The organism is Arthrobacter sp. AD-310 (assembly GCF_054656615.1).
Window position 1 is genome coordinate 36183 of the sequence record NZ_BAAHNO010000009.1, and the last position, 23823, is coordinate 60005.

At 67.7% G+C, this 23823-nt stretch carries 19 protein-coding genes and 1 tRNA gene; 4 read left to right on the plus strand and 16 right to left on the minus strand.

Translation table 11 applies throughout. The features are described from left to right. Window positions 1-5 precede the first annotated feature (5 nt). The 4 genes from ACYQ1Z_RS05930 to galU form a co-directional block, all read right to left on the minus strand. Window positions 6-78 (minus strand) — tRNA-Ala (locus ACYQ1Z_RS05930). 152 nt (window positions 79-230) lie between these two features. Further along, the gene (locus ACYQ1Z_RS05935) at window positions 231-1145 is read right to left on the minus strand and encodes a hypothetical protein (RefSeq protein ID WP_459791685.1); all 915 of its coding nucleotides are present in this window, start codon (window positions 1143-1145) and stop codon (window positions 231-233) included. A 106-nt stretch (window positions 1146-1251) separates the two neighbouring features. After that, the gene (locus ACYQ1Z_RS05940) at window positions 1252-1872 is read right to left on the minus strand and encodes a GNAT family N-acetyltransferase (protein WP_459791580.1); all 621 of its coding nucleotides are present in this window, start codon (window positions 1870-1872) and stop codon (window positions 1252-1254) included. Window positions 1873-1876: 4 nt separating this feature from the next. Further along, entirely contained in the window at window positions 1877-2782 is a 906-nt protein-coding gene (gene galU / locus ACYQ1Z_RS05945) for a UTP--glucose-1-phosphate uridylyltransferase GalU (RefSeq protein ID WP_459791581.1), read from the minus strand. 100 nt (window positions 2783-2882) lie between these two features. Between galU and ACYQ1Z_RS05950 the strand changes: the two genes are divergently transcribed. The 3 genes from ACYQ1Z_RS05950 (at window position 2883) to ACYQ1Z_RS05960 (ending at window position 4776) form a co-directional block, all read left to right on the plus strand. Then, window positions 2883-3503 carry a 5-formyltetrahydrofolate cyclo-ligase gene (locus ACYQ1Z_RS05950; protein WP_459791582.1) on the plus strand — a complete coding sequence of 207 codons (621 nt, stop codon included), beginning with the start codon at window positions 2883-2885 and terminating at the stop codon, window positions 3501-3503. Between the two features lie 134 nt (window positions 3504-3637). Beyond that, window positions 3638-3910, plus strand: a complete 273-nt coding sequence (locus tag ACYQ1Z_RS05955) for an FmdB family zinc ribbon protein (protein WP_459791583.1) — start codon at window positions 3638-3640, stop codon at window positions 3908-3910. A 110-nt stretch (window positions 3911-4020) separates the two neighbouring features. Then, entirely contained in the window at window positions 4021-4776 is a 756-nt protein-coding gene (locus tag ACYQ1Z_RS05960) for an RcpC/CpaB family pilus assembly protein (protein WP_459791584.1), read from the plus strand. Window positions 4777-4867: 91 nt separating this feature from the next. On the opposite strand, the gene ACYQ1Z_RS05965 is transcribed toward ACYQ1Z_RS05960, so the two are convergent. The 7 genes from ACYQ1Z_RS05965 to ACYQ1Z_RS05995 all read right to left on the minus strand — a co-directional run bounded on the left by ACYQ1Z_RS05965 (window position 4868) and on the right by ACYQ1Z_RS05995 (window position 15903). Then, entirely contained in the window at window positions 4868-9124 is a 4257-nt protein-coding gene (locus ACYQ1Z_RS05965) for an AAA family ATPase (RefSeq protein ID WP_459791585.1), read from the minus strand. Between the two features lie 129 nt (window positions 9125-9253). Beyond that, window positions 9254-10843, minus strand: a complete 1590-nt coding sequence (gene guaA / locus ACYQ1Z_RS05970) for a glutamine-hydrolyzing GMP synthase (protein ID WP_459791586.1) — start codon at window positions 10841-10843, stop codon at window positions 9254-9256. A gap of 99 nt (window positions 10844-10942) precedes the next feature. After that, window positions 10943-11446, minus strand: coding sequence for a DUF3817 domain-containing protein (locus ACYQ1Z_RS05975; protein ID WP_459791587.1), 504 nt, complete (start codon window positions 11444-11446; stop codon window positions 10943-10945). Continuing rightward, entirely contained in the window at window positions 11443-12315 is an 873-nt protein-coding gene (locus ACYQ1Z_RS05980) for an SURF1 family protein (protein ID WP_459791588.1), read from the minus strand. Before ACYQ1Z_RS05980 ends, ACYQ1Z_RS05975 begins: the two co-directional genes overlap by 4 nt. A 76-nt stretch (window positions 12316-12391) precedes the next feature. Continuing rightward, complete coding sequence (locus ACYQ1Z_RS05985) at window positions 12392-12880, minus strand: PTS sugar transporter subunit IIA (RefSeq protein ID WP_459791589.1); 489 nt, start codon at window positions 12878-12880, stop codon at window positions 12392-12394. Window positions 12881-12918: 38 nt separating this feature from the next. Continuing rightward, entirely contained in the window at window positions 12919-14658 is a 1740-nt protein-coding gene (locus ACYQ1Z_RS05990; protein ID WP_459791590.1) for a glycerol-3-phosphate dehydrogenase/oxidase, read from the minus strand. A gap of 108 nt (window positions 14659-14766) precedes the next feature. Beyond that, complete coding sequence (locus tag ACYQ1Z_RS05995) at window positions 14767-15903, minus strand: GuaB3 family IMP dehydrogenase-related protein (RefSeq protein ID WP_459791591.1); 1137 nt, start codon at window positions 15901-15903, stop codon at window positions 14767-14769. 49 nt (window positions 15904-15952) lie between these two features. On the opposite strand from ACYQ1Z_RS05995, the gene ACYQ1Z_RS06000 reads away from it, so the two are divergent. Further along, on the plus strand, window positions 15953-16558 hold the full coding sequence (locus tag ACYQ1Z_RS06000; RefSeq protein ID WP_459791592.1) for a hypothetical protein: 606 nt from the start codon (window positions 15953-15955) through the stop codon (window positions 16556-16558). On the opposite strand, the gene ACYQ1Z_RS06005 is transcribed toward ACYQ1Z_RS06000, so the two are convergent. The 5 genes from ACYQ1Z_RS06005 to ACYQ1Z_RS06025 form a co-directional block, all read right to left on the minus strand. Next, window positions 16555-18411 carry an ABC transporter ATP-binding protein gene (locus ACYQ1Z_RS06005; RefSeq protein WP_459791593.1) on the minus strand — a complete coding sequence of 619 codons (1857 nt, stop codon included), beginning with the start codon at window positions 18409-18411 and terminating at the stop codon, window positions 16555-16557. The genes ACYQ1Z_RS06000 and ACYQ1Z_RS06005 overlap by 4 nt on opposite strands. 95 nt (window positions 18412-18506) lie before the next feature. Beyond that, window positions 18507-20018, minus strand: coding sequence for an IMP dehydrogenase (guaB, locus tag ACYQ1Z_RS06010; protein ID WP_459791594.1), 1512 nt, complete (start codon window positions 20016-20018; stop codon window positions 18507-18509). 201 nt (window positions 20019-20219) lie between these two features. Next, window positions 20220-22292, minus strand: a complete 2073-nt coding sequence (locus tag ACYQ1Z_RS06015) for an acyltransferase family protein (protein WP_459791686.1) — start codon at window positions 22290-22292, stop codon at window positions 20220-20222. A 93-nt stretch (window positions 22293-22385) separates the two neighbouring features. Beyond that, window positions 22386-23462: a flavin-containing monooxygenase gene (locus ACYQ1Z_RS06020; RefSeq protein WP_459791595.1), complete on the minus strand. Its 1077-nt coding sequence runs from the start codon at window positions 23460-23462 to the stop codon at window positions 22386-22388. Beyond that, a complete protein-coding gene (locus ACYQ1Z_RS06025) occupies window positions 23459-23806 on the minus strand; it encodes a hypothetical protein (RefSeq protein WP_459791596.1) in 348 nt (115 codons plus the stop codon). Before ACYQ1Z_RS06025 ends, ACYQ1Z_RS06020 begins: the two co-directional genes overlap by 4 nt. Window positions 23807-23823 lie beyond the last annotated feature (17 nt).

Consider the following 23823-nt stretch of genomic DNA (forward strand, 5'->3'; position numbering starts at 1 on the left):
CGGCGTGGAGCTAAGGGGATTTGAACCCCTGACCTCTTCGATGCGAACGAAGCGCTCTACCAACTGAGCTATAGCCCCGGACCTGGCCGCCCCTGACATGGCAGGTGCGGGACCGGTGACCCTAGGCTACAAATATTCCCGGTCCAAAGCCAATCCGCCGCGCTGGCGGGGCGTCTCGTCGCCGCGATTGCCGCCGTCGTGCCCTGTTCCTGTTCCCCCACCCGGGGGAACTAGGCGCGGCGGCGCTGCAGGACGTCGTCGAGGTTGCTGAGGGCGCTCTGCGCCTTGGACAGCTGCTGGGCCTCCGGAGCGGGAGCTGCAGGTGCGGACACCGCGCCCTGCTTGAGGGAGGGCTTGCCCACGGCCTTGGGGGCCTCCGGCAGGGCAAGCGGTTCAGGCTCGGGGCGCTCTGCTTTTGCCGCCTCCACGTATACGGGCTTGGGAACCTCCACCGGCTCCCACGGCGTGCCGGCCGGAACCGCAGCGGCCGCGGCGGCACTCGGGTCGCCGGCAGCCACCGCAACGGCCAGTGCAGCCTCACGAAGTTCCTGGGCGGTCAACTGCTGCACCTTGGGCTGGTGCGCCTCCGCGTCAAACAGCGGGCTTTCCCGGGCTGCTTTCGGGGGTGCCGGCGCGGACTCCGGCTTCGGCGGGATCCGGTCGGCCTCCTGCCGCGGGGCCGGTGCACTCATCGCCGAGCGGAAGGCCGCGTTGACTTTCGCCTTGCGGTCCCGGACAGCCAGCCAGCGGAGGATCGCCACGCAGACAGCTGTCAGCGCAGCGCACGTGAGGGGAAGAAAGGGTGTGCCCAGCCCGAAGGGCAGCAGTACCCCCGAAACAAAGGCAGTGACAAGGGAGAGGAGTCCGCAGAGCGCGAGAGCGGTCCGGCCATAACGGATCCGCAGCCGGCCTGCAGCCACCGGAGCAGCAGCCTTGGCAGCGGGTCCGGCACTCTTCCTGGCATCCATGGGCTTCTCCTGCTGGGCGGCGACGTTCAAAACCACGGCGGGCGTCTGGTCGGGTTTTTCATCGGCTGGCGCGTCCGCCGGAAGGTCGCCTGCGGGCTGGAACTGGTGCCGGCGGTTCCGGAGGACGTAGGGGGCAACCCACACAATCCAGAGCACGACGGCAACCACAAGGATCACTGAGCTGCTAAGGGGGAAGTCCACACTCAAAACCGTAGAAGCATCAGAGGCCCCGCGGCGGCATTAGCCCCGGTGTGTCGCAGGCCCCGTCCGCAAATGAGTGGATTTATGACGGCCGGGATGCGAGCCAGCGCGCAAGGAGCCCGCCCGGGACCTCTTCGGAGGTCAGGGCGAACGTCCGGTGGTCGGCCCACTCTCCGTTGATGTGGAGGTAGCGCGGACGGTACCCCTCATCGCGGAAGCCCAGCTTCTCCACCACCCGCAGGCTCGGACCGTTTTCCGGGCGGATGTTTATTTCCATCCGGTGCAGCCCCAGCACCTGGAAGCAATGGTCGGTCACCAGGGCCACAGCCGTGGGCGCGATGCCGCGGCCCGCCCGCGCTTGATCCACCCAGTAACCAAGGGTCGCCATCATGGCCGAACCCCACACAATGGACGATACGGTCAGCTGGCCCACGATGGCCGGGTGGCGCCTGCCGGGCATCCGTTCCGTGATGAGGAACGGCAGCGCCGTTGCCTGCGCGGCCTGCGAGTTCAGCGACCGCACCATCTGCCTGTAGTCCGGCAGCCCCCCGCGCGGATCAGGGTTCGAGGCCTCCCACGGCGCCAGCCACTGGCTGTTCCGGGAGCGGACCTCGGTCCATTCCTTTTTGTCCCGGTACCGGATGGGCCGCAGCACCAGGTCGCCGCATTCCAGTGTCACTGGCCAGATAGGGCCGGGGCGCACAGGGCTACTTGTCCAGGCTGCTGGCGAAACCCGGCAGCCATTCCCGGAGCCCGGGGCCAAGATCCTCGCTGTCAACCGCGAGCTGGACGCACGCCTTGAGGTAGCTGAGCTTGTCGCCGGTATCGTAGCGGCGGCCCCGGAAGACAACACCGTAGACGCCATATCCTTCGCCTTCACCGGTGGCCAGCTCCTGCAGGGCATCGGTCAACTGGATTTCACCGCCGCGGCCGGGGCCGGTCCGTTCCAGTACATCGAACACGGCGGGGTGCAGCACGTACCTCCCGATGACAGCCAGGTTGGACGGCGCTTCCTCCGGTGCCGGCTTTTCCACCAGCCGGTTGACCCGCACGTAGCCTTCGCCGTCGATTTCGGAGATGTCCGCGCAGCCGTAGGCACTGATCTGCGAGGGCTCCACCTCGATGAGGGCGACGACGGAGCCTCCGGTCTTGGCCTGCACCTCGATCATGGTACTCAGGAGTTCATCCCGGGCATCGATGAGGTCATCACCCAGCAGCACGGCGAAGGCTTCGTCGCCGACGTGCTGTTTGGCGCGGAGCACCGCATGGCCCAGTCCGTGGGGGTCGCCCTGGCGCACGTAGTGGATGTCGCCCAGGTTGCTCGCCGCCTGGATGGACTCGAGCTTCTGGGTGTCGCCCTTGTCCGCGAGCGTGGATTCGAGTGCCGGCACCCGGTCGAAATGGTCTTCCAGCGCCCGCTTGTTCCGCCCGGTGATCATCAGGACGTCATTCAGTCCCACCTGCACGGCTTCCTCCACCACGTACTGGATGGCAGGCTTGTCGACGACGGGCAGCATCTCCTTGGGCATAGCCTTGGTGGCGGGAAGGAACCTGGTGCCCAGTCCGGCGGCGGGGATGACGGCTTTGCGAACTCTCGGGTTACTGGTAGTCACCGGACTAATCTAACGTCAGCGTCAAGCAATCAGGAATCAACGGACCGGCCTGCACCCGGTCCTGTACCCGCTTTCGGAGCGGCCGGAAAAGGAGACGAACATGCCTGAAGTGCCCAGCAACGCCAAGGACGGCATCCGCGCGGACCACCGCCGGCGGCGGGCAGGACTCACCCCTGCCGACCTCGAGTCCGCCGGCGCTGCACTGGCCCTGCATGGCGCCGCCTGGGCCGAATCCCTGTCCGGCGGCCAGCCCGCTACGTTTTGTGTGTATCTGGGGGTAGGCGTCGAACCGCCCACCCTTCCCCTAATCACCGCCCTGCACGGCAACGGGCACCGCGTCCTGCTCCCGGTGTGCGAACCAGGGCGGGAGCTTAGCTGGGTGTTCTGGAACCCGGAGGCCGGGTTTGTCCGCAGCAGGTACGCACCGGTCATGGAACCCGACGGTCCCCGGCACGGACCGGATGTGGCCGCGGACGCCGCCGCGCTGTTCATTCCGGCCACAGCTGTGGACCTCGATGGCAACCGGATCGGCCAGGGCGGGGGCTACTACGACAAATTCCTGGGCCACCTCGCAACGGCAGGGAAGGAAATCCCGCTGGCCGCGGTTATCTACGACAACGAACTTCTGCCGGCGGGGCATATCCCGGCAGAAGAGTTCGACCGTCCTGTCCCGGCAGTCCTCGTCCCATCCGGACTGCGGCCGCTGGGGAACATCGCCTGACACGGGCGGGACGGCCGCCGGGGATGATAGAATTAGCACTCAGGCCCTGCGACTGCTAACGGACCACCTGGACTTGGAGTTCAGACGCCGGCGGCAGCACGGGACCTCTCGTTTGCCCAAGAGGAGGAGCACCAGTGCCAACATATGCTTACGCCTGCAAGGATTGCGGCCACGCCTTCGACATCGTCCAGTCATTCTCGGACAGCTCACTGACGTCGTGCCCCGAATGCCAGGGCGCGCTGCGCAAGAAGTTCAACAGCGTGGGCGTCGTGTTCAAGGGATCGGGCTTTTACCGCACCGATTCCCGCGACTCCAAGGGCAGCACAGTCTCCGCGGCGCCGGCATCCAGCAACCCGGCCCCTGCCGCGGCCCCGGCAGCATCTGCTCCCGCGGCTGCCGCGAGCTGACTTCCGGCTCCTGCCGCCAACGACAGCGGCCCTGCTGACTTTGCGGACTTTGTCCACATAAGCGCGGGGCCGCTGTCGTTCGCGTTTCCCGGGTGCCTAGCGTGGGAAACATGCCTGCATCCCCGCTTCGCACCCGCCGCCGTTCCAGTCCCCGTCTCCCCCAGCGCAACCAGCGGTCCGGCGCCCTGCGCCCGTCAGGCCCCGGGAGCCGCACCGCCCGCTTCCGCAGCTGGCTCAACCGCAACCGCAGGCTTGCTGTGGCGCTGCTGCTGTGCGCCGCTGCGGCCCTCACAGTGCAGCAACTCACCCCGGCGCCGGTGCATACCGCAACCGCCCTGGCCGCTGCCCGTGACCTTCCGGCCGGGTCTGCCTTGGCAGCATCCGACCTCGCTGAAACCCAGGTCCCTCCGGGCATGATGACCGACGGCGTCCTCAGTGACCCTGGGCAGGCCGTGGGAAAGCAGGTGGCCGCTCCCCTGCGGAAAGGCCAGCTGCTGGCCGACGCACAGCTGCTCGGTCCGGGCCTGCTCACGGGCAGCCCGCCGGGGTCTGCCGCCGTCCCCCTCCGCATGGCCGATCCGTCGTCGATCCAGCTCGTCTCCCCCGGGCAGCTGGTCAATGTGGTGCTGACCGCCGCCAACGGCTTCGACCAGCAGCAACCGCCGGAGATCCTGGCCGCAGGCGTACCGGTGCTGTGGACGTCGGCCAAAGGTGGACAGGGAGGCCAATGGCTTGGTACCCAGGAAACGGACGGCCTGATCGTTGTTGCCGCCGGACCGGAACAGGCGGCGCGGCTGGCAGGAGCGTCCACCCAGGGCAAACTTTTCTTTGTTTTGGTGGGGCCATCATCCCCGCCCGCACACTAGCCTGCACGGCCATACCGGATCCCGACCGCGAGCCATCCCGCAACGGCTCCTACCGGCAAGGGAGTGCCTGCCCGGCCGCCCGGGAGACCCCTTAGCCCCAGTGCGGCGGCTTCTGTTCCTTCAGCCAGGCGTCATGGTCGTCTTCTCGGTCGCCCCAGGCCCTCGGGTCGTCCTCGGCCGCGGCCTTGGGCAGGACGCCTTCCGCCGGGCGCTGCCTGGAGCCGGAAGCCGCGGAAGCAGGCGCGGCCGGAGCTGCCGTGGGCCCGCCGTCAGCGGAAGCGTCCACGGACTGCCCGCCCGCCTCCGCGGTGCTGGTCCCGTCATCCTGGGTGCTGGTCCCGTCATCCATCGGGTTCGTTTCGTCGGTGGGCACGTTCTCCGCCTCCTTGGTGTCATGCAGGGTCCGCACGGGCGCCGCAGCCCGATGGCCGGCGCGTGCTTCACCGCCCGCCCGGCGTCCGGTGGCCGGTCCGGGGAAATGTGTGACATTCGACGCCGGGGCGCTCCCGGCTGCGGCGCCAATATCATTCAGCGCCTGGTCGACGTCATCGTCAAGGAATCCGTGGGACGTGGCATCACGCCCCGGGAGAACCACGTTTTCCAGGCCAAGATGCTTGGCGATCCGGTCCGCGCAGGCGGAAGGGTCGGTGAACACTTCGATGGTCCACAGCGGCATGTACCGCCAGCCCAGGCGCTCCAGCAGCTGGGGACGCAGCCGGCTCCGCTCGCGGACACTCATCGTGCGGTACTGTTCGGTGCCGTCGGATTCGATGGCAACAGGCCAGGGAAGGTCGGCGTCCTCCTTGCCCATGGTGCCCAGCGGGTCGGCAGCGGCCACCACGTCGATGGCGCCGTCGTACTGGTGCCAGACTCGCGCCCCCCGTGCCCGGAGCCGGTCCCCGAGGTCCGCCACCAACGGGTCGGCGCCGAGGGCCTGTTCGCTCGCGGCGGCGCGGGAGGCAGGGGTGCCTAGGTCGGTGTTGCCGGTGATTTCCCGGTCCAGCAGGGCGTACAGGTCCACCGCCCCGTGCGTCAGCCGGGTGTGGTCCAGGTCCTCGGGCCGGAAGCAGGTCAGCACGTGCATGGAGCGCCGAGCGCGGGTCATGGCCAGGGCGAACTTCTCCCGGCCCCCTTCCGCGGACAGAGGGCCGAAGCTGTGCAGCGCACGCCCGTGCGGGGTCCGCCCGAAACCCGGTGAGAAGATGACGTGGTCGCGGACCAGCCCCTGTGCGCGTTCCAGGTCAACAACACGGAAGGATTCGGCTCCGGCGCCGAAGAACCCGGCCAGCCCGGGGTGGTTGGGCAGCTGGAGCCGGATGGATTCACCGATCCGGGCCGCGTGCCGGAGGCTTGCGGTGACAACGGCCAGTGAGGTGCGCGGCCGGAGCCGGGCATGCTCGAAGACCAGTTCTACGACCCGGTTGACCTCGGCCACCACTGACTCGACGCCTTCGTGGTCGGCGCTGGGAAGCCCTGTCCCGTCCGGCAGGTATTCCACCAGCAGGGACCGGTCCAGGCCCGTGGCGGACTGGCCTTCCGGCAGCCGCCGCAGGCCGCCGTCGTAGAAGTTCTTGCTCAACTGCAGGACCAGGTCCTCGTCCACGGCACGGTAGACGAAGTTGAGCCGCCAGACGGGCAAGACCTCGGACAGCGCATTGAAGGCGCTCTCCACACGCTGGTGCGCCGACTCTCCCGGGGCCAGCCGTTCCACGCCCACTGTGAAAGTGCGGGGGCTGGCGATCCGGGCGTCACCGAAGGCGATGACCTGGCGGGCGCGTGCGATGGACGGCAGGACCGCCTGCAGCGACGTGGCTTCGGCGTCGAGGATGACGACGGCGTCGAAGTGCTGTTCAGCGGGCAGCAGCCCTGTCATCAGGTAGGGGCTCACGGACCACACCGGAACCAGAGTGCCGATCAGGTCGGGAGCCTGCGCGGTCAGCGCGGGCAGCGTCACCCTGCCGTCCTTCAGCAGGCTGCGGAGTAAGTCGGCCTGGCGGGGCTGGTCGGCAATGGCGGTCCGCCAGCGCTCCGCGAGGTCCCAGCGGAGCCGCGCGGCGCCGCTGGCGATGTGGGCATTGTCGGCGAGCCGGTACTCCGCCTCAAGCTGCCTGAGCGCGTCACCGTCGGACATGGCCAGGTAGTCGTCACCGCTGATCATGGCTTCCAGGGCGGACTGCCACCATGCCAGTTCCAATTCCGCGGCCACGGAGCCGACGGGGACTTCGCGTTCCGCGAGGTCCGCCAGGAGTTCGCCAAGGCCGTGCTCGCGCATGTTCTCGATGAGCAGGGTGCGCTCGGGCAGCGTCTTGAGGGTGTCGGTGTCGGCAACAAGGCGCTCCAGGCGTTCCATGAGCGCGGTGTACGGCACGGTGGCGAGGTCGCCGCCCTGTGCCGTGTGTTGGAGGGCCTCGCCCAGCTGGCCCAGTTCCCGCTCCAGTTCCCGGTAGAGGGCGTTCATCTCGGCGAGCCCGGACGGAACAGCCGGGTGGCGCTGGGTTGTGGCGTAGCCGGACCAGAGGGCGCGCTGTTCCTGGACCAGCATCAGGGAGCTGTGCAGGTCGGCGATGTGCACGCCGGGCCGGACGTACTCCTTGGCCACCCGGCGCAGCCGGGACCGCTGCATGGAGGTCATCTCGATGCCTCGCTCGCGGCGCCAGGACGAGGGCGCCGTGGCGGAGATCAGGTCCGTAACCGGCCGGTCGAAGATGTCCGGCGTGAACTTGTCCAGGCTGCCGCGCACGGCCACCAGCAGCCCAAGCTGCTCGCCCCACTCGGCGAAGGACCCGCCCAGCCGGATTTCTGCGTGTTCGGCGACGGCCTTCATGCGCTCCCGGAGGACCGGCAGGCTCTTCGCCACGGACCGGACAAGTTCCTGGGCTTCCTCGGTTTCCTTGCGGTTGAGGAGCCGGGCCCCGTGCCAGGGGCTGGTGGTCGCTGCTTTGCTGAAGCTGCCCAGCTCGGCAGCCCGGCGCAGCCTCCCGGCGAGTTCCTCCCGGTCGCGGATGCTGTCCAGGACGCTCCGCTTGAGGCGGACGGTCGTGGCCGGGGCGGGCTGGATCGACGTGAGCTCCGCCAGGGACTGCATGGCCTGGTAGGGCGAGCAGCCCCAGCGCTGCCGGACGTTGTGCAGCGACGCCACGTGGTCCATGAGGGCGTGGCGGTGCTCGATCAGCGTGTTGTGGAGGTTGCCAAGCTGCGGTTCCAGCGACTTTTCGTTGCGGACGATGGCGCGGACCAGCTGGGCTTTGAGCTGCTGGGCGGTCACGTTGCCGGAGAGCTGGAACAGGATGGATTCCAGGCCAAGGGATTCCAGCTGGCCGGAAACTTCGTTGAGGCTGGCACGCCGGTCCCCCACCACCAGGACGGTCTTGCCGGCATCAACCAGGGCGCCGATGGTGTTGATGGCAGTCTGCGTCTGCCCGGTGCCCGGCGGGCTGCTGACCACCAGGGAATCACCGGCGCGGGCCGAGTCAATGACGTACTGCTGGTCCGTGTCCGCGTCCAGCAGGAGCAGTTCGTCTTTGGGGTGCCGGCTGTCCAGCGGCGGGAAGCGGGACGGGTCCGGCTCCCCGACATCCACCACCTCCCCCCCGGCAGCTTTCGCGAGGGCTGCCACCAGCGGGTGGGCGTCGTTGATCCAGGGGTCGTCGAGGTTGCCCGAAAGGTCGGCGAAGGTGGAGACCAGCAGGTTGTGCTGGGCCTCGGCTCCGTGGATGGGACGGATCAGCGTGGCCAGCCGGTCGAGTACGGGCTGCGGGTCGAACCGCGCGGTGCTGTATGCCAGGCGGGTAACGGCGTTGACGTCGAAGACGATGCCATGGATGTTCTTCAGGTGCCGGACCAGCGCCGGGTTGATGTGCGCCTGCTCGGTCAGCTGAAGTTCGTAGTCGTCCTCCCCCGGGCGGACGGTCAGCGAAATCGCGGTAAGCATGACGGGCGCGGACACGCGCTGGGGCTTGCCCCCGACGGCGGACGTCCACACCACGGTACCGGCGGAGAGGTAACCGGCGTCGATGCCCCGGTCGTTGGCGAGTTCGAAGATCTTCGACCGGATGTTGCGGGAGGCGCGGGCGGCCACAACATATTGCTGCCGGTCCCGGATGAGAGTGGACAGGCGCGTCTTCCGTCCGGCCATGAGCTGGGCCAGTCCGGAAGGGTGGGCGTGGGTCAGGTCGATGGAACCTTCGGGGGTCTTGGTGAAGCGCAGCATGGTGTCTGCCCCGGTGACGGGCTTGAGCCCGGACAGCCATTTGCGAAGTTCTTCGGAGCCTTCCGGGTGGCCTTGACCAACTGACACTACTGCCTTCTTTTCTGCGCTTGCGCGTGACGCCCTGGACCATACCGGCATACGTTCGAGCGTAGCCGCTTCCGCGGCGGACTCGGGAGACCGCAACACGGGAGAGCCTAAATTGCGGGAATTTCCTCCGGGGACAGAAGTGGCCGGCCCCCAGTCCCGGAGGCCGGCCACATCAGGATGCTATTCCCACTCGATGGTTCCCGGCGGCTTGCTGGTGACGTCCAGCACCACCCGGTTGACGCCGTCCACCTCGTTGGTGATCCGGTTGGAAATCCGGGCCAGGAGTTCGTACGGGAGCCGGGACCAGTCCGCCGTCATGGCGTCCTCGGAGGACACAGGCCGGAGCACGATCGGGTGCCCATAGGTGCGGCCGTCACCCATAACGCCCACGCTGCGGACGTCGGCGAGCAGGACGACAGGCATCTGCCAGACCTCGTTGTCCAGTCCGGCGGCAGTCAGCTCTGCCCGGGCGATCGCGTCGGCCTTGCGGAGCAGGTCGAGGCGTTCCTTGGTGACCTCGCCGACGATCCGGATACCGAGGCCGGGGCCGGGGAACGGCTGGCGACCCACGATCTCCTGCGGCAGGCCAAGCTGGGCGCCGACGGCGCGGACTTCGTCCTTGAACAGGGCGCGGAGCGGTTCGACGAGTTCGAACTGCAGGTCCTCGGGAAGACCGCCCACGTTGTGGTGGCTCTTGATATTCGCGGCGCCTTCGCCGCCGCCGGATTCGACGACGTCCGGGTAAAGTGTCCCCTGGACCAGGAACTTGATCTTTTCGCCGTGCGCGGCCGCCTCGGCGATGATGGCTAGTTCGGCTTCCTCGAAGGCGCGGATGAACTCACGGCCGATGATCTTGCGCTTGGTTTCGGGGTCGCTGACGCCGGCCAGGGCGGACAGGAAGCGTTCCTGCTCATTGGCGACGTAGAGCTTCACGCCGGTTGCGGCAACGAAGTCGCGCTCCACCTGCTCGGCTTCGCCTTCGCGCAGCAGCCCGTGGTCAACGAAGACACACGTGAGCTGGTCGCCCACGGCGCGCTGGACCAGGGCGGCGGCGACGGCGGAGTCAACGCCGCCGGAGAGGCCGCAGATCACCCGGGCATCGCCCACCTGCCGGCGGATGCGCTCCACCTGCTCTTCGAGGATGTTGCCGGTGGTCCAGTTCGCCTCGAGCTTGGCGCAGTTGAACAGGAAGTTCTCCAGCACCTGCTGGCCGTAGGCGGAGTGCTTGACCTCGGGGTGCCACTGCACACCGAACAGGCCCTTTTCCTCGTTGGCGAAGGCCGCCACTTCGGCGCCGGCCGTCGTGGCCAGGACCTCGAAGCCTTCGGGGGCCGCGTGGACGGAGTCGCCGTGGCTCATCCAGGTGTTCTGGTGCTGGGGCATGCCCTCCAGGACGGAGCGTGCGTCGCCCAGGATGGTGGTTTGGGTGGAGCCGTACTCCCGCAGCCCGGTCTTGTCCACCTTGCCGCCGAGGGCGTTGGCCATTGCCTGGAAGCCGTAGCAGATGCCGAAGACGGGGACGCCGGCCTCGAACAGGTCGGCACCCACGGAGGGGGCGCCGTCGGCGTAAACGCTGGAGGGTCCGCCGGAGAGGATGATGGCGGCGGGGTTCTTGGCCAGGAGCTGCTCGGTGGACCAGGTATGCGGAACCACTTCCGAATACACGTTCGCTTCCCGGACGCGGCGGGCAATCAGCTGCGCGTACTGGGCACCGTAGTCAACTACCAGCACCGGCTTCTGGGAAGTCTGGGATGCAGTGGGAGTAGTCACCGTAATAGCCTACTTTGCGCCGTTGCACCGGCGCACCTTGAGAAGCCGCGCTGTGACGGAGCGAACGCCGCGGCGTGCCCCAAGGCGCCGAGGGACGGCTCAGTAGCGCTGCGGCGCCTGGGGGTTGGCCGCGAGTTCGGCCTCCACCTCGGCGTGGAACTTCTTCTCGACGATGAAGGACAGGAACGGGACCACGCCGCCCAGCGCCAGCAGGACCAGCTTCAGGAACGGCCATCGCATCAGCGACCACAGGCGGAAGTTGGACATCAGGTAGACCACGTACATCCAGCCATGCACGATCAGGACCGTGACCGACAGGTTGACCCCGCCCTCAACGCCCTTGGGTTCGGCGTCAGCGAAACCGAAGCCAAACGGCTCGCCGGTGACGGCGTTCGTGCCGCCCGCGAACAGGTACTGCCCGAAGCCGTACCGGGCGACCAGTTCCGCGCAGAGGAGCAGCAGCATGGCACCGGTGAGGTAGGCCAGGACCTTGTAAAACTTCAGGGCCGAGCGGATCTGGGCTTCGGTGCCGCCGAAGCGCCGCTTCTTCCCGGATGTCTTGGTGCCTGCGGCGGCGGGGGTTGCCGGTTTCGGATCAATCATGGCTGTACCTTTTGCTGGGTCTGTGCAGGTTGCTGGTTCGTCTGTGCAGGATGCTCGGGGTGTTCGTGCAGGTGGCCGTCACCGGCATTGTCGAGGCTGTCCTCGAGGTCCCGGTGGTAGTCGTCCTTGACCAGGCGCCACCAGATAAAGAGGGCGAAGCCGGCAAAAACCACCCACTCCAGTGAGTAGAAGAGGTTGAGCCAGTTGATCTTCTGCCCTGGCGGTTGCGGGCCTATGTTCAGGGGCAGCAGCTTGCCGGGCACGGCGGCGGCGCTGACGTCCGCTCCCCCGGCCACTTCCGCGGTGGCCGCGACGAAGCCGGGGTAGCTGCTCACCTCCCAGTAGTTGATGAGCTCGGCCACGGAGACTGCGGTTGCCTCGCCGGGTGCCGGCGCCGTGTTGGCGAGGGGAGCTTCGGAGGGCAGGAGCCGTCCGGTCAGTTCCATGGGGCCCGACGGCGGTGCTGCCGCGTCACCGGGTTCGGCTACCCACCCGCGGGCCACCGGAATCCAAGTCTGCGGCGTGGCGGCGACGCCGGTCAGGGCCGGCGCGCCGTCGACGGCGAAGGCGGAGACCACCCAGTACCCGGTCTTGCCGTCATGAAGCCGGCCCGGTACCAGGACCTGCTTGTCCGGGTCATAGGTTCCGGTGGCACGAACCATCTGGTCGGCGTCGGTCCCGTGGAAGAATTCGCCGGGCTGGAGGGTTTCAGTCAGCGGCCGGACCTGCTCGGTGGCGGGATTGACCGGCGCCTCGGGCTGGGTGGAACGCCCGAACTGCCACTGGCTGAGCAGCACAAAGACCCCGGAGATGGCGATCGCGAAGATGAAACCTGCGATCCATCGGGGCTTCAGGGCTGTTTTCCACACGTCTTAACCGTACTTCGTACTTCTGTAGAACAACTAAACGCGGCCTGCTGTGGCCCGGCGGTTCAGGGGCCGGGATTCAGTGGTCGAAAAACACCAGGCTGGAGTTGATGAGTTCGGCGATGACCTCGGCGTCGTAGGCCCGCCGCAGCGACTCGCGGAACGATTCCTTGGACAGTGACCTCGCCAGGGTTGCCAGCACTTCCAGGTGGTCGGAGAAGGAGCTCGCTGGTGTGGCGATGAGAAGGACCACGGTGGCGGGGCCGTCCGAGGCACCAAAGTCGAGGGCGTGGCCGTACTTCGTTATGCCCACGGCAATGGATGTCCGGGAAACGAACTCGCTGCGCGCGTGCGGCAGGCCGACCCCGCCGGGAAGCCCGGTGGCGAGCTGGTGTTCGCGTGCATTGACGTGCCGGAGGAAGCCCTCCAGGTCGGAGACGCGCCCTGCGGCGTACAGCCGTTCGGCCAACTGGGTGGCGGCGTCGGCCTTGTCTTTTGCCTCGAGTTCCAGGATCACCATCTCGGGCGTGGTGAGGTCGGCATCATACGGGTCAAGTGGTTCCGCCAAGGCGTATCCCTTCAGTCAGCGCTACGGGCACCTGCCCCTCAGCGCAAGGGCACGATGTCTTCCACGCCCAGGCGGGCGGCGTCTGCGGATTCGTCGTCCGGCTGTTGCTGGCTGAGGCGTTCGGCCTCCACGCGGGCAATGTAGTGGCGCACTTCATTTTCGCGCTGCGCGTCACTCCAGCCAAGGACGTCACCCATCAGTTTAGCGACAACCGGGACGGCGGACACACCGCGGTCCCATGCTTCGATGGAGATCCTGGTCCGCCGGGTCAGCACGTCGTGGACGTGCCGCGCCCCTTCGTGGGTGGCCGCGTAGACCGCCTCGGCCTGCAGGTAGTCGTCGGCTCCGGGGATCGGTTCGGCCAGGGCCCGGTCCTTTTCGATGATCGCCAGTACTTCCGGTGTCATGGACCCGTAGCGGTGGAGCAGGTGCTCGATCCGTGCGACGTGGACCCCCGATTCCTCGGCGGTGCGGTTCCGCCGGTTCCAGGCTGCCCGGAAACCGCTGGCACCAAGCAGCGGGATGGTTTCGGTACAGCTCGGCGGGACGCGCTCGTCCATGGTGCGCGTGGCCTCGTCCACGGCGTCCTTGGCCATCACCCGGTAGGTGGTCCACTTTCCCCCCGCGACGACGACGAGTCCCGGCACGGGATGCGCCACCACGTGCTCGCGGGACAGCTTTGCGGTGGAGTCGTTTTCGCCGGCCAGCAGGGGGCGCAGGCCGGCGTACACGCCTTCGACGTCCTCCCGGGTCAGGGGCCGTTTGAGGACCCGGTTCACGTGTTCGAGGACGTAGTCGATGTCCTTGCTGGACGCCGCCGGGTGGGCTTTGTCGAGGTTCCAATCGGTGTCCGTGGTGCCGATGATCCAGTGCCGGCCCCAGGGGATGACGAACAGGACCGATTTTTCGGTGCGGAGAATCAATCCCACGGTGGACTGGAAGCGGTCCCGCGGCACCACCAGGTGGATGCCCTTCGAGGCGCGGACCTGGAGCTGGCCCCTGTCGGTGACCATCGCCTGGGTTTCGTCCGTCCAGACGCCGGTGGCGTTGATGACTTGCTTCGCGCGGATGTTGAAGCGGGTCCCGTCCTCCCGGTTTTCCACCTTGGCACCCACCACGCGTTCGCCTTCGCGGAGGAAGTCCACCACCGCCATGTTGTTGACGGCGTGCGCGCCGTAGTAGGCGGCGGTGCGGACGAGGTTGGCGACGTATTTGGCGTCGTCCACCTGCCCGTCGTAGTAGCGGATGGCGCCGACGAAGGCATCGTTCTTGAGGCTGGGTGCGGCGCGGAGCATGCCACGCTTGGTGAGGTGCTTGTGGAAGGGCACCCCCCTGCTGTGGCCGCTGGAGATGGACAGGGCGTCGTACAGCGCGATGCCGGCACCCACGTAGGGCCGTTCGATAAAGGGCTTGGTCAGCGGGTAGAGGAACGGCACGGGACGGGCCAGGTGGGGCGCCAGTTCGGACAGGAGCAGCCCGCGCTCCTGCAGCGCTTCCTTGACCAGGGCGAAGTCGAGCATTTCAAGGTAGCGGAGGCCGCCGTGGATGAGCTTGGAGGACCGGGAGGACGTGCCGGCGGCCCAGTCGCTTGCCTCCACGATGCCGACGCTCAGACCGCGGGTAACGGCGTCCAGGGCCGCTCCGGTGCCGACGATGCCGCCGCCCACGATGAGGATGTCCAGTTCCTGCCCGGGCTCGGTGGTGGACCGGAGCCGCTGGATGGATGCTTCCCGGGCTTCCGGCCCGAGGGCTCCGCCGTGGTCAGGACCTGTCTTCATTGAACGCCTCCGCTGCCTCGGGTGCCGGTAGTAAAACCACACTACTTGCTGGCGGCGGGCTTTGGGCAGGCCGGCCGGACACGTCGTGGACCCGGCCGGCCTGCAGGGTCAGTTGCCTTCGTATGGGGATACGACGACGTCGACCCGCTGGAACTCCTTCAGGTCCGAGTAGCCGGTGGTCGCCATGGACCGGCGGAGGGCACCGATCAGGTTGGACGTCCCGTTGGTGTGGTGGCCGGGTCCGAAGAGGACCTCCTCAAGCGGGCCGACGGTGCCTACGTTGACGCGGTCCCCGCGGGGCAGTTCCAGGTGGTGGGCCTCCTGGCCCCAGTGCCAGCCCTTGCCCGGGGCTTCTTCGGCACGTGCCAGCGCGCTGCCCAGCATCACGGCGTCGGCGCCCATGGCAATGGCCTTGACGATGTCGCCCGAGGCGCCCATGCCGCCGTCGGCGATGACGTGGACGTAGCGGCCGCCGGATTCGTCCATGTAGTCGCGGCGGGCGGCGGCGACGTCGGAGATCGCCGAAGCCATTGGCGAGTGGATGCCCAGCGCGCGGCGGGTTGTAGTGGTGGCACCGCCTCCGAAGCCCACCAGGACACCCGCAGCGCCGGTGCGCATGAGGTGCAGGGCCGGGGTGTAGCCGGCGGCGCCCCCGACGATGACGGGCACGTCGAGTTCGTAGATGAACTGCTTGAGGTTCAGCGGTTCGTGGTCCTTGGACACGTGCTCGGCGGAGACGGTGGTGCCACGGATCACGAAAATGTCGACGCCGGCCGCCACCACCGTCTTGTAGTGTTCCTGGGTGCGCTGCGGGGTGAGGGAGCCGGCCACCGTGACGCCGGCGTCGCGCATCTCGGCGAGGCGGGACGTGATGAGTTCGGGCTGGATGGGCGCCTGGTACAGCTCCTGCATGCGGCCGGTCACGGCCGGGCTGTTGGTTTCGTCCTGGAGGGCGCCGATTTCGTCGAGGATGGGCTGCGGGTCCTCGTACCGGGTCCAGAGGCCCTCAAGGTCCAGGACGCCGAGGCCGCCCAGTTTGCCGAGCGCGATCGCTGTTGCCGGAGACATGGCGGAGTCCATGGGGGCCGCGATGACCGGCATGCTGAACTGGTAGGCATCGATCTGCCAGGAGACGGAGACGTCCTTGGGGTCGCGGGTACGACGGTTAGGGACGATTGCAATGTCATCCAGGGAGTAGGCACGACGCCCACGCTTGCCACGGCCGATCTCGATCTCATAAGTCACTGCTCTAGGTTATCCCAGCCGCCGTCCTGTCCTTGGCTAGAGTGTCCTCGTGGGCAGGCGCTGGATCTTCGACGGGCATATCGCCGGCATCGGCACCGGCTCGGGCCTGCGTGCCGTGGTGGGGATCTGGCAGGAGTCCCCGTTCGGTTCCTTCGCGGACGTCATGGTCCAGCAGCGGTCCGGGCACCGGCTGCTGCTGGCGCCAAGGCCGGACGTTGCCCGGTTCATCGCTGAGACTTACAGCTTCGACGAGGTCCGCGTGCTGCCTGTGTCCACCCGCCTTCAGCCGGATGTGCTGGACGTGGAAGCCGGCCCGCTGTCCATCCGTGCGCACCTGGGCCGCCGTACCCTCCTCGGCAAGGGGCTGCGTGCGGTCCCCCGGAGCCTCGCTGTCCATCCCTGCTGGCTGGGCGCGGTCAGCCCGTTGGCTGCCCTGGCAGCCCCCGGAGCGCGGACGTCCGGTTCCGCCGGCAGCGGCCGGCACGAGTACTACGGGGTGAGCGACCTGCACTCCCTGGCGGCCGCCGTCGTCCGGTTTGACGGCCGCGACGCCGGACGGCTGGCACCTGTGCACCCGCCTGTGACGTTCGGCTTCAGCAGCGTCCCGCCGCAGCCCAGCCTGGCCCGGGTGCGTACCACGGTGGTGGAGGCCTAAACGCCTTCTGCCTCCACCCCCAGCTGGGACTCGAACATGCGGAAGTAGCGGCCGCGCAGCGCCACCAGTTCGCGGTGGGTGCCCTGTTCCACGATCCGCCCGTCCTCCAGCATGTACACCACGTCCGCCTTCTCGATGGTGGCAAGGCGGTGGCTGATGGCGATGATGGTGCTGCTGCGGTCCGCGAAGAGCCGGGTGAAGATACGGTGCTCGGCCAGCGCGTCGATGGCGGAGGTGGGCTCGTCCATCACCATGAAGGAGGCGTCGCGGTAAAAGTTCCGGGCCATGGCCAGCCGCTGCCACTGCCCGCCGGACAGGCCGCTGCCCTTCCTTCCCCGCGGGTCCTCCATCCAGTTGCTGACGTGGTTCTCCAGGCCGTTGGGGAGTTTGCTGATGAAGTCCAGGGCCTCGGCATCCGCTGCCGCACGGCGGATCCTGCCGTCGTCGCGGGGGTTTTCGACGTCGCCGAAGTAGATGTTCTCCGCGGCGGTGGCGAACTCGTACTTGAGGAACTCCTGGCTCAGCACCGCCAGGTGGCGGTGCCAGGAGGTGACGTCGACGGCGGCGAGGTCCACGCCGTCGAGCAGCACCTGGCCGGAATCCGGCCGGTACAGGCCCGCCAGGATCCTGATCAGCGTGGACTTCCCGGCACCGTTCTCCCCCACGATCGCGATGTGCTGGCCTTCCCGGATGGTCATGCTGATCCCGCGGATCACCTCAATGTCACTGCCTGTGTACGTGAAACGGATGTCCTTGAGCTCCACCTTCCGCGGCACGGCCGGCAGGGGCGGCGCATGCTCCGAGTGGACCGGCATCGCCATGAACAGCTCATAGTCCTTCAGGTTGGCCAGGTCCTCGTCGATGGAGCTGAGGGAGGACACCAGGTTGTTGGCCGTGGAGAGGGCCCGGCTGACGATCTGCTGGACGTAGAGGAACTGGCCCACCGGCTGGGCGCGGGTGATGATCTGTCCCACCACCCAGATCAGCGACACCACCTCGGCTCCGTACTGCAGTGCGTCCGCGGCAAGCTGCTTGGGAATGTACCGCCGCTGGTAGTCGAGGCGGCGGCGTTCGTCCGCGTCCCGGAGGCGGGACCGAAGGCCCATCAGGAAGCCCACGATGCCGTAGAGCCGCATTTCGGCGATGTGCTGCGGCCGCAGGAGGTTCTGCTCGATCATGCGCCGCTGCCGCCTTGAGTCCACCTGGGTGTTCCAGTGGGCTATCTGCTCGCGCGACAGCTTGAACTGCAGGTAGACGCTGGGGACGATGGCCACCAGCACGATGACCGCGATCCACCAGCTGACCACGAGCAGCGCGCCGACGGCCAGGATGACGGACACCAGCTGGGTGAAGATCGCCGCAATGCGGTCCAGGACGCGGGCGTACGAGTCCGAGAACCTTTTGGCCCGGTCGTAAAGGTCGACGGTCTCTTTGTCGTCGTACCGCCAGAACTCCAGGGCGAGGAAGCGTTCATACATCTGGTCACCAACGATGGCGCCGACCTTGAAGCTCATGAGCTGCTGGATGTAGCGGTCCACGCTGGTGAAGGCACCCCAGAACAGACCCAGCGCGGCGGTGATGACGACATAGACGATGGCCAGCTGGCCGGCACCGGCGTCACCCGCATAGGCCGCTGCCAGCGCCGTGGTGGTCAGCGCCGCGAAGTAGGTGGTCACCAGCGGCAGCACCGCCGAGATCAGTGAGCCGAGCACCTTCATCACCACAGCACCCGGGGACGCACGGAAACTGACCCGCAGGACCTTGGCCACGGCGCGGGCGTACGGCCTTAGCGCCAGGCGGCGCTGGGGATCGCGTTTAGGGCTGAGTTCAGCCGGATGGCCGGAGGGAGGCATGCCCCCAGCCTAGTTCGCGGGACCGACAAAGGACCGGCCGGGACAGCGAAGGCCACGGGCATAAAACCCGTGGCCTTCGCACTGTGGAGCCGGTGTCAGCGGGAACCGTAGTTCGGCGCCTCGACGGTCATCTGGATATCGTGCGGGTGCGATTCCTTCAGGCCTGCCGGTGTGATCCGGACGAACTTGCCGCGCGCCTTGAGTTCGGGAATGGTCGGGGCGCCGGTGTAGAACATGGTCTGGCGCAGGCCGCCGACCAGCTGGTAGGCCACGGAGGCCAGCGGACCGCGGTAGGCAACGCGGCCTTCGATGCCTTCGGGGATCAGTTTGTCGTCGCCGGACACGTCCGCCTGGAAGTAGCGGTCCTTGGAGTAGGACGTGTTCTTGCCGCGGGACTGCATGGCGCCGAGGGAGCCCATGCCGCGGTAGGACTTGAACTGCTTGCCGTTGACGAAGATCAGTTCGCCCGGGGACTCGTCGCAGCCTGCCAGCAGCGAACCGAGCATCACGGTGTCTGCGCCGGCCACCAGGGCCTTGCCGATGTCGCCGGAGTACTGCAGGCCGCCGTCGGCGATGAGCGGAACGCCGGCCGGGATGGCGGCCTTGGCGGATTCGTAGATGGCGGTGATCTGCGGCACGCCCACGCCGGCCACCACGCGGGTGGTGCAGATGGAGCCCGGCCCGACGCCCACCTTGATGCCGTCGGCACCGGCGTCGATCAGGGCCTGCGCGCCTTCACGGGTGGCAGCCTGGCCACCGATGATGTCCACGTGCGCGGCCACGGAATCGGACTTGAGCCTGCGGATCATGTCCAGCACACCCTGGGAGTGGCCGTTGGCGGTGTCCACGAACAGGGCGTCGACGCCGGCGTCCACGAGTGCCATGGCGCGCTCCCAGCCGTCCCCGAAGAAGCCTATGGCGGCGCCCACGCGGAGCCGGCCTTCGTCGTCCTTGGTGGCCAGGGGGTACTGTTCGGCCTTGGTGAAGTCCTTGGTGGTGATCAGGCCCTTGAGGCGGCCCTGCTCGTCCACGAGCGGCAGCTTCTCGATCTTGTTGGTGGCCAGCTTGTGGGAGGCTTCCTCACGGCTGATCCCCACATGCCCGGTGACCAGGGGCATCTTGGTCATGACGTCGCTGACAAGCCGCAGCGGGAAATCGGACTCCGGCACGAAGCGGGTGTCGCGGTTGGTGACGATGCCCAGCAGGCGGTTCTCTTCATCCACCACGGGCAGGCCCGAGACGCGGTACTGCGCGCAAAGGTTGTCCAGCTCCTGCAGGGTCGCTTCGGGGCGGATGGTCAGCGGGTTGGTGATCATGCCCGACTCGCTGCGCTTCACGCGGTCCACCTGGTCCGCCTGGTCGGCGATGGACAGGTTGCGGTGCACCACGCCGAGGCCGCCCTGGCGTGCCATGGCGATCGCCATCCGGGATTCGGTCACGGTGTCCATAGCGGCGGACAGCAGCGGCGTCTGCACCGTGATGCGCTTGGAGATCCGCGAGGACGTGTCTGCATCGGACGGAATGACGTCGGTGTGGCCCGGCAGGAGGAGGACGTCGTCGTAAGTCAGGCCGATGAAGCCAAAGGGGTTGTGTTCGGGCTCGGTCATGAGTGCGCCTCTTACCTTGGTTGCTGAGCGGGCAGGGGTTGCAGCCGATGACCAGCCCGTCATTACGGGTCTGGCCTGTGCAGGGATCGGGAGCGCCACGCTTTGCGGCGTTCCGGGGCAGAAAGTGTTGAGTAAATATTAGAACCTCAGCGCCGATCCCCCTATTCCGCGGCGGCAATGTGAGCAACGGCACCTCGTCGCCTAACTCCAGCCGGTGGCCGCCAGCAGCCGCTGCTCGAACATCGGCAGCATGCTCTCCACGTAGGTCCTGGTGAGGTGGTTGTCATCCTTGTAGACGTACACGTTTCCCACCACCGCGGGGCAGACTCCCCGCGCGCAGATGAAGTCGCTCATGTCCATCAGGTGCAGTCCGTCGAGTTTGCCGCGGTAGTTGTCCAGCGGTGAGGGGTTCACCAGCGATTCGCTCAGGGACGGGTTGCATTCGGGGGCGTCGGGGCCGTGGCGCTGGACGCATTCGGGCATGTTGAACGTGAAGCGCGGGTTGTCACGGATGCCCACCACCTCGATTCCGGCCTCGGTGAAGGGGCGGATACCGTCCAGGTAGCCTGGAACTTCCGTCTCGAACGGGGCTTCCTCGTGGGTCAGCGACGCAACGGTGAACACGGCGTCCGGCCGGTGCTCGAGGACGTACGCGGCGCTTGCCCGGTTGTAGGCGTTGCATTCGGCGTTCCGGGTCTCCGATTCGGCACCGAACCGGCAGGCGGGCATCAGCAGCGTCACCAGTTCCCAGCCCCTGGCCTCGGCGATAGGGGCCAGTGCGCCCAAATACTGCTGGGAGTGCGAATCCCCCAGCACTACGATCCGTTTGGTTGACCCTTCGGCGGGGACGTCCTGCCGGCAGCCTTCCAGGATGGGGTCGGCGGTGGCGTTTGCACCGGTGCAGGGTGCGTGGATTCCCGCCCAGTCGTTGTCCAGGGCCGAGGGGCCGGGAATGATCTTGGCCTGGGGCGCGGGCTGCCCGGCGTTTTCCGGGCTGAGCGCCGCGGCCCCCGGAGTGAGCTCGCGGGGCTGTGCCGCCGTCGCGGTTTCCTCCGCGGTGAGGGTTGTCTGCCAGATTGCCACCGGACCGGCCAGGACGGCACCGCAGGCAGCGATGACGACGGCGGTGCGCCAGGCCCGCAGTTTGGGCCAGTGCCAGTCGCGCAGCGGCTTCTCCACGAAGCGGGTGGTGAGGACCGCCAGCACGATTGACGCGCCAACGATCGCCAGCCCCTGGACGAGATTGGGGGCTTCCACGCCGGTGGCGGCCAGTGCGAGCACCAGGACAGGCCAGTGCCACAGGTACAGGGCGTAGGAGTTATCGCCGAGCGCCACGGCCGGCTTGCTGCTGAGGAACCGGTCCACGCCAAACCGGCTTCCGGTCTGTCCGGCCACAATGATGGCGGCTGCCGAGACCGTGGGCCAGAGCGCCACGAAGCCGGGGAAGGAACGGTCCACCGTCAGCAGGAGCCCGCAGGACACCATGCCCGCCAGGCCGGCCCAGCCCATCACCACGCGCACGGCGCGGGCCGGATTCAGGTACGGCAGCGCGAGGGCCAGCAAAGAGCCCAGGGCGAATTCCCACAGCCGGGCGCGGGTGTCGAAGTACGCGTATGCCTGGTTGGTGGCGGTCTGCTCCACGGAGTATGCCAGGGAGACGGCGAACACGGCGCCAAAGACGAGTGCCAGCAGGCCCCGGTAGGTGAGGCGGCCGGTGCCGGGCATGCGGCGCAGCAGCTGCAGCAGGGCGGCGGCGCCGGCGAAGACCAGCGGCCAGAGGATGAACACCTGGCCTTGGATGGACAGCGACCAGAAGTGCTGCAGCGGGCTGGCACCGGCATGGTCCTGTGCGTAGTAGTCCACGGCGGTGTCGGCGAGCAGCCAGTTCTGGCTGTAGAGCAGGGACGCCCAGGCCTGGTCGAGGACCTGCGGCCAGCGGCCCTGGGGAAGGATCAGCCAGGTGCCGGCCAGGACTCCCAGGATCACCACGACGGCGGCGGGCAGCAGCCGCTTGAACAGGTGCAGCCAGTGCGCCAGCAGTCCGAAGGGGCGCCCCGATTCGGCCTTCCGCACGAACGACAGCGTGAGCAGGAAGGCCGAGATCAGGAGGAAGATGTCCACGCCGCCGGACACCCGGCCGAGCCAGACGTGGTAGGCAACCACCATCAGCACGGCGAGGGCACGGAGACCCTGCACTTCTGGGCGGAAGGATGCTTTCCGCACCTTGGCGTCAGCCCGGGCGGGCGGTTTGGCTGCAGCTTCTGTTCTCGCTATCGACACACATGACCCCTTGGAAACCGGCAGGCAAAAACATTAAGCCTATGGGGTTCCCGCCGCCCAGGGCCAATCGGCAGCGTGCTTCCGGGTTCATACGACAGGGATCTTCGCGGCCAGGTACCGTGCGTCGCGGCCTGCACCCGGGAGGGTGGCGGAGGCCGCAGCGTAAAGGAATTCCTGTCCCAGGAAGAACAGGCCGGGGACATCCAGGGCGACGCCGCGGTGCTGACGTGGCAGCGCACCGCCGTCGAGCAGGTCAGGATCGATCCAGCTGAAGTCGTCCCGGTATCCGGTGCACCAGATCACATTGGCGACCGCCAGGCGGGTGCCGTCGGCCAGGACAGGCTGCCCGTCCTCCACGCCAGTGACACGCGGCACCAACTGAACACCGGCTGCCGCCAGGTCCTTGGTCTTGGTCCGGATCAAGGGCGTTGCGTGTGCCTTGAAAGTGGGAGCGGCCTTGCGTCCCAGCGGCGTGCCCAGGGTGAGCACGTGCAGGCCCAGGAAGCGGATGACGGGCAGGGCAAAGCGTGCGGCCGCCCGGCCGTGCTTTACCGGGAGCTCGCCGCTGGGCTTTCCGGCAACGGTGGTGTTGTGCGTCCGACTCACTTCGAGCGCGATTTCCGCGCCCGAGTTTCCCAGCCCCACGACGAGGACCGGACCGTCCTGCAACTGCCCCGGGTTCCGGTAGTCCATTGAGTGGAGCTGGACTACGGCGGGTGCCAGGTCCCGGGCGAAGGCGGGGACCTTGGGTGCCTGGCTGACTCCGGTGGCCACGACGGCGTTGCGCGCCTCCCAGCGCCGGCCGTTCGACGCAGCCACGAAATGGCCGTCGTTCCGGGAAAGGCGCTCCACCCGCGTGTTGTGCAGCACCGGCAGGGCGTTCCGTTCGGCGTAGCCTTCGAGGTAGCCGGCCACGTCGTCCTTGGTGGGGAAGGACAGCGGGTCCGCCGGGAAGGGATCGCCCGGCAGGCCGTCGTACTTTGCAGGGGTGAAGACGCGCAGCGAGTCCCAGCGCTGGCGCCAGGCATCACCGGTGCGCCCGTTGGCGTCAAGGATGACGAAGTTCCGCTGTTGTTCCTTCAGCTGGCGGCCGAGGGCCAGGCCCGCCTGGCCACCGCCGATGATGATCGTGTCCAGCATGCCGGTCACGTGGCTGTTGTTCATGGCTGTGCTCCTGTTTCACTGAGGTGGATGCCTGCAGCTGAGCCCTCCCGGCGCCCCGGTGACCCGCTTCGGCTGCCTTCGCTGTCCGGGTCCCGGTAACGCAGCCACCATGCCAGCATCAGCGCGGACGCGAGGACGTAGGCGAGGTGGAGGACCCAGATGGGCCCGGCCGGGAGGTGGAAGACGTAGATGCAGTGCACGGCATTGGCCACGTTACTGAGGACCAGGTTCCCCAGGCTGTAGGAAGCAAGGTCCCTCGTGCGGGCGGCTTTCACCAGCATTGGCAGCATTCCTATGGCGAACAGCGCCGTGGACAGCATGCCGGCAAGGAGTGGAAGGTTCATGCTTTGAGGCTAGGGCC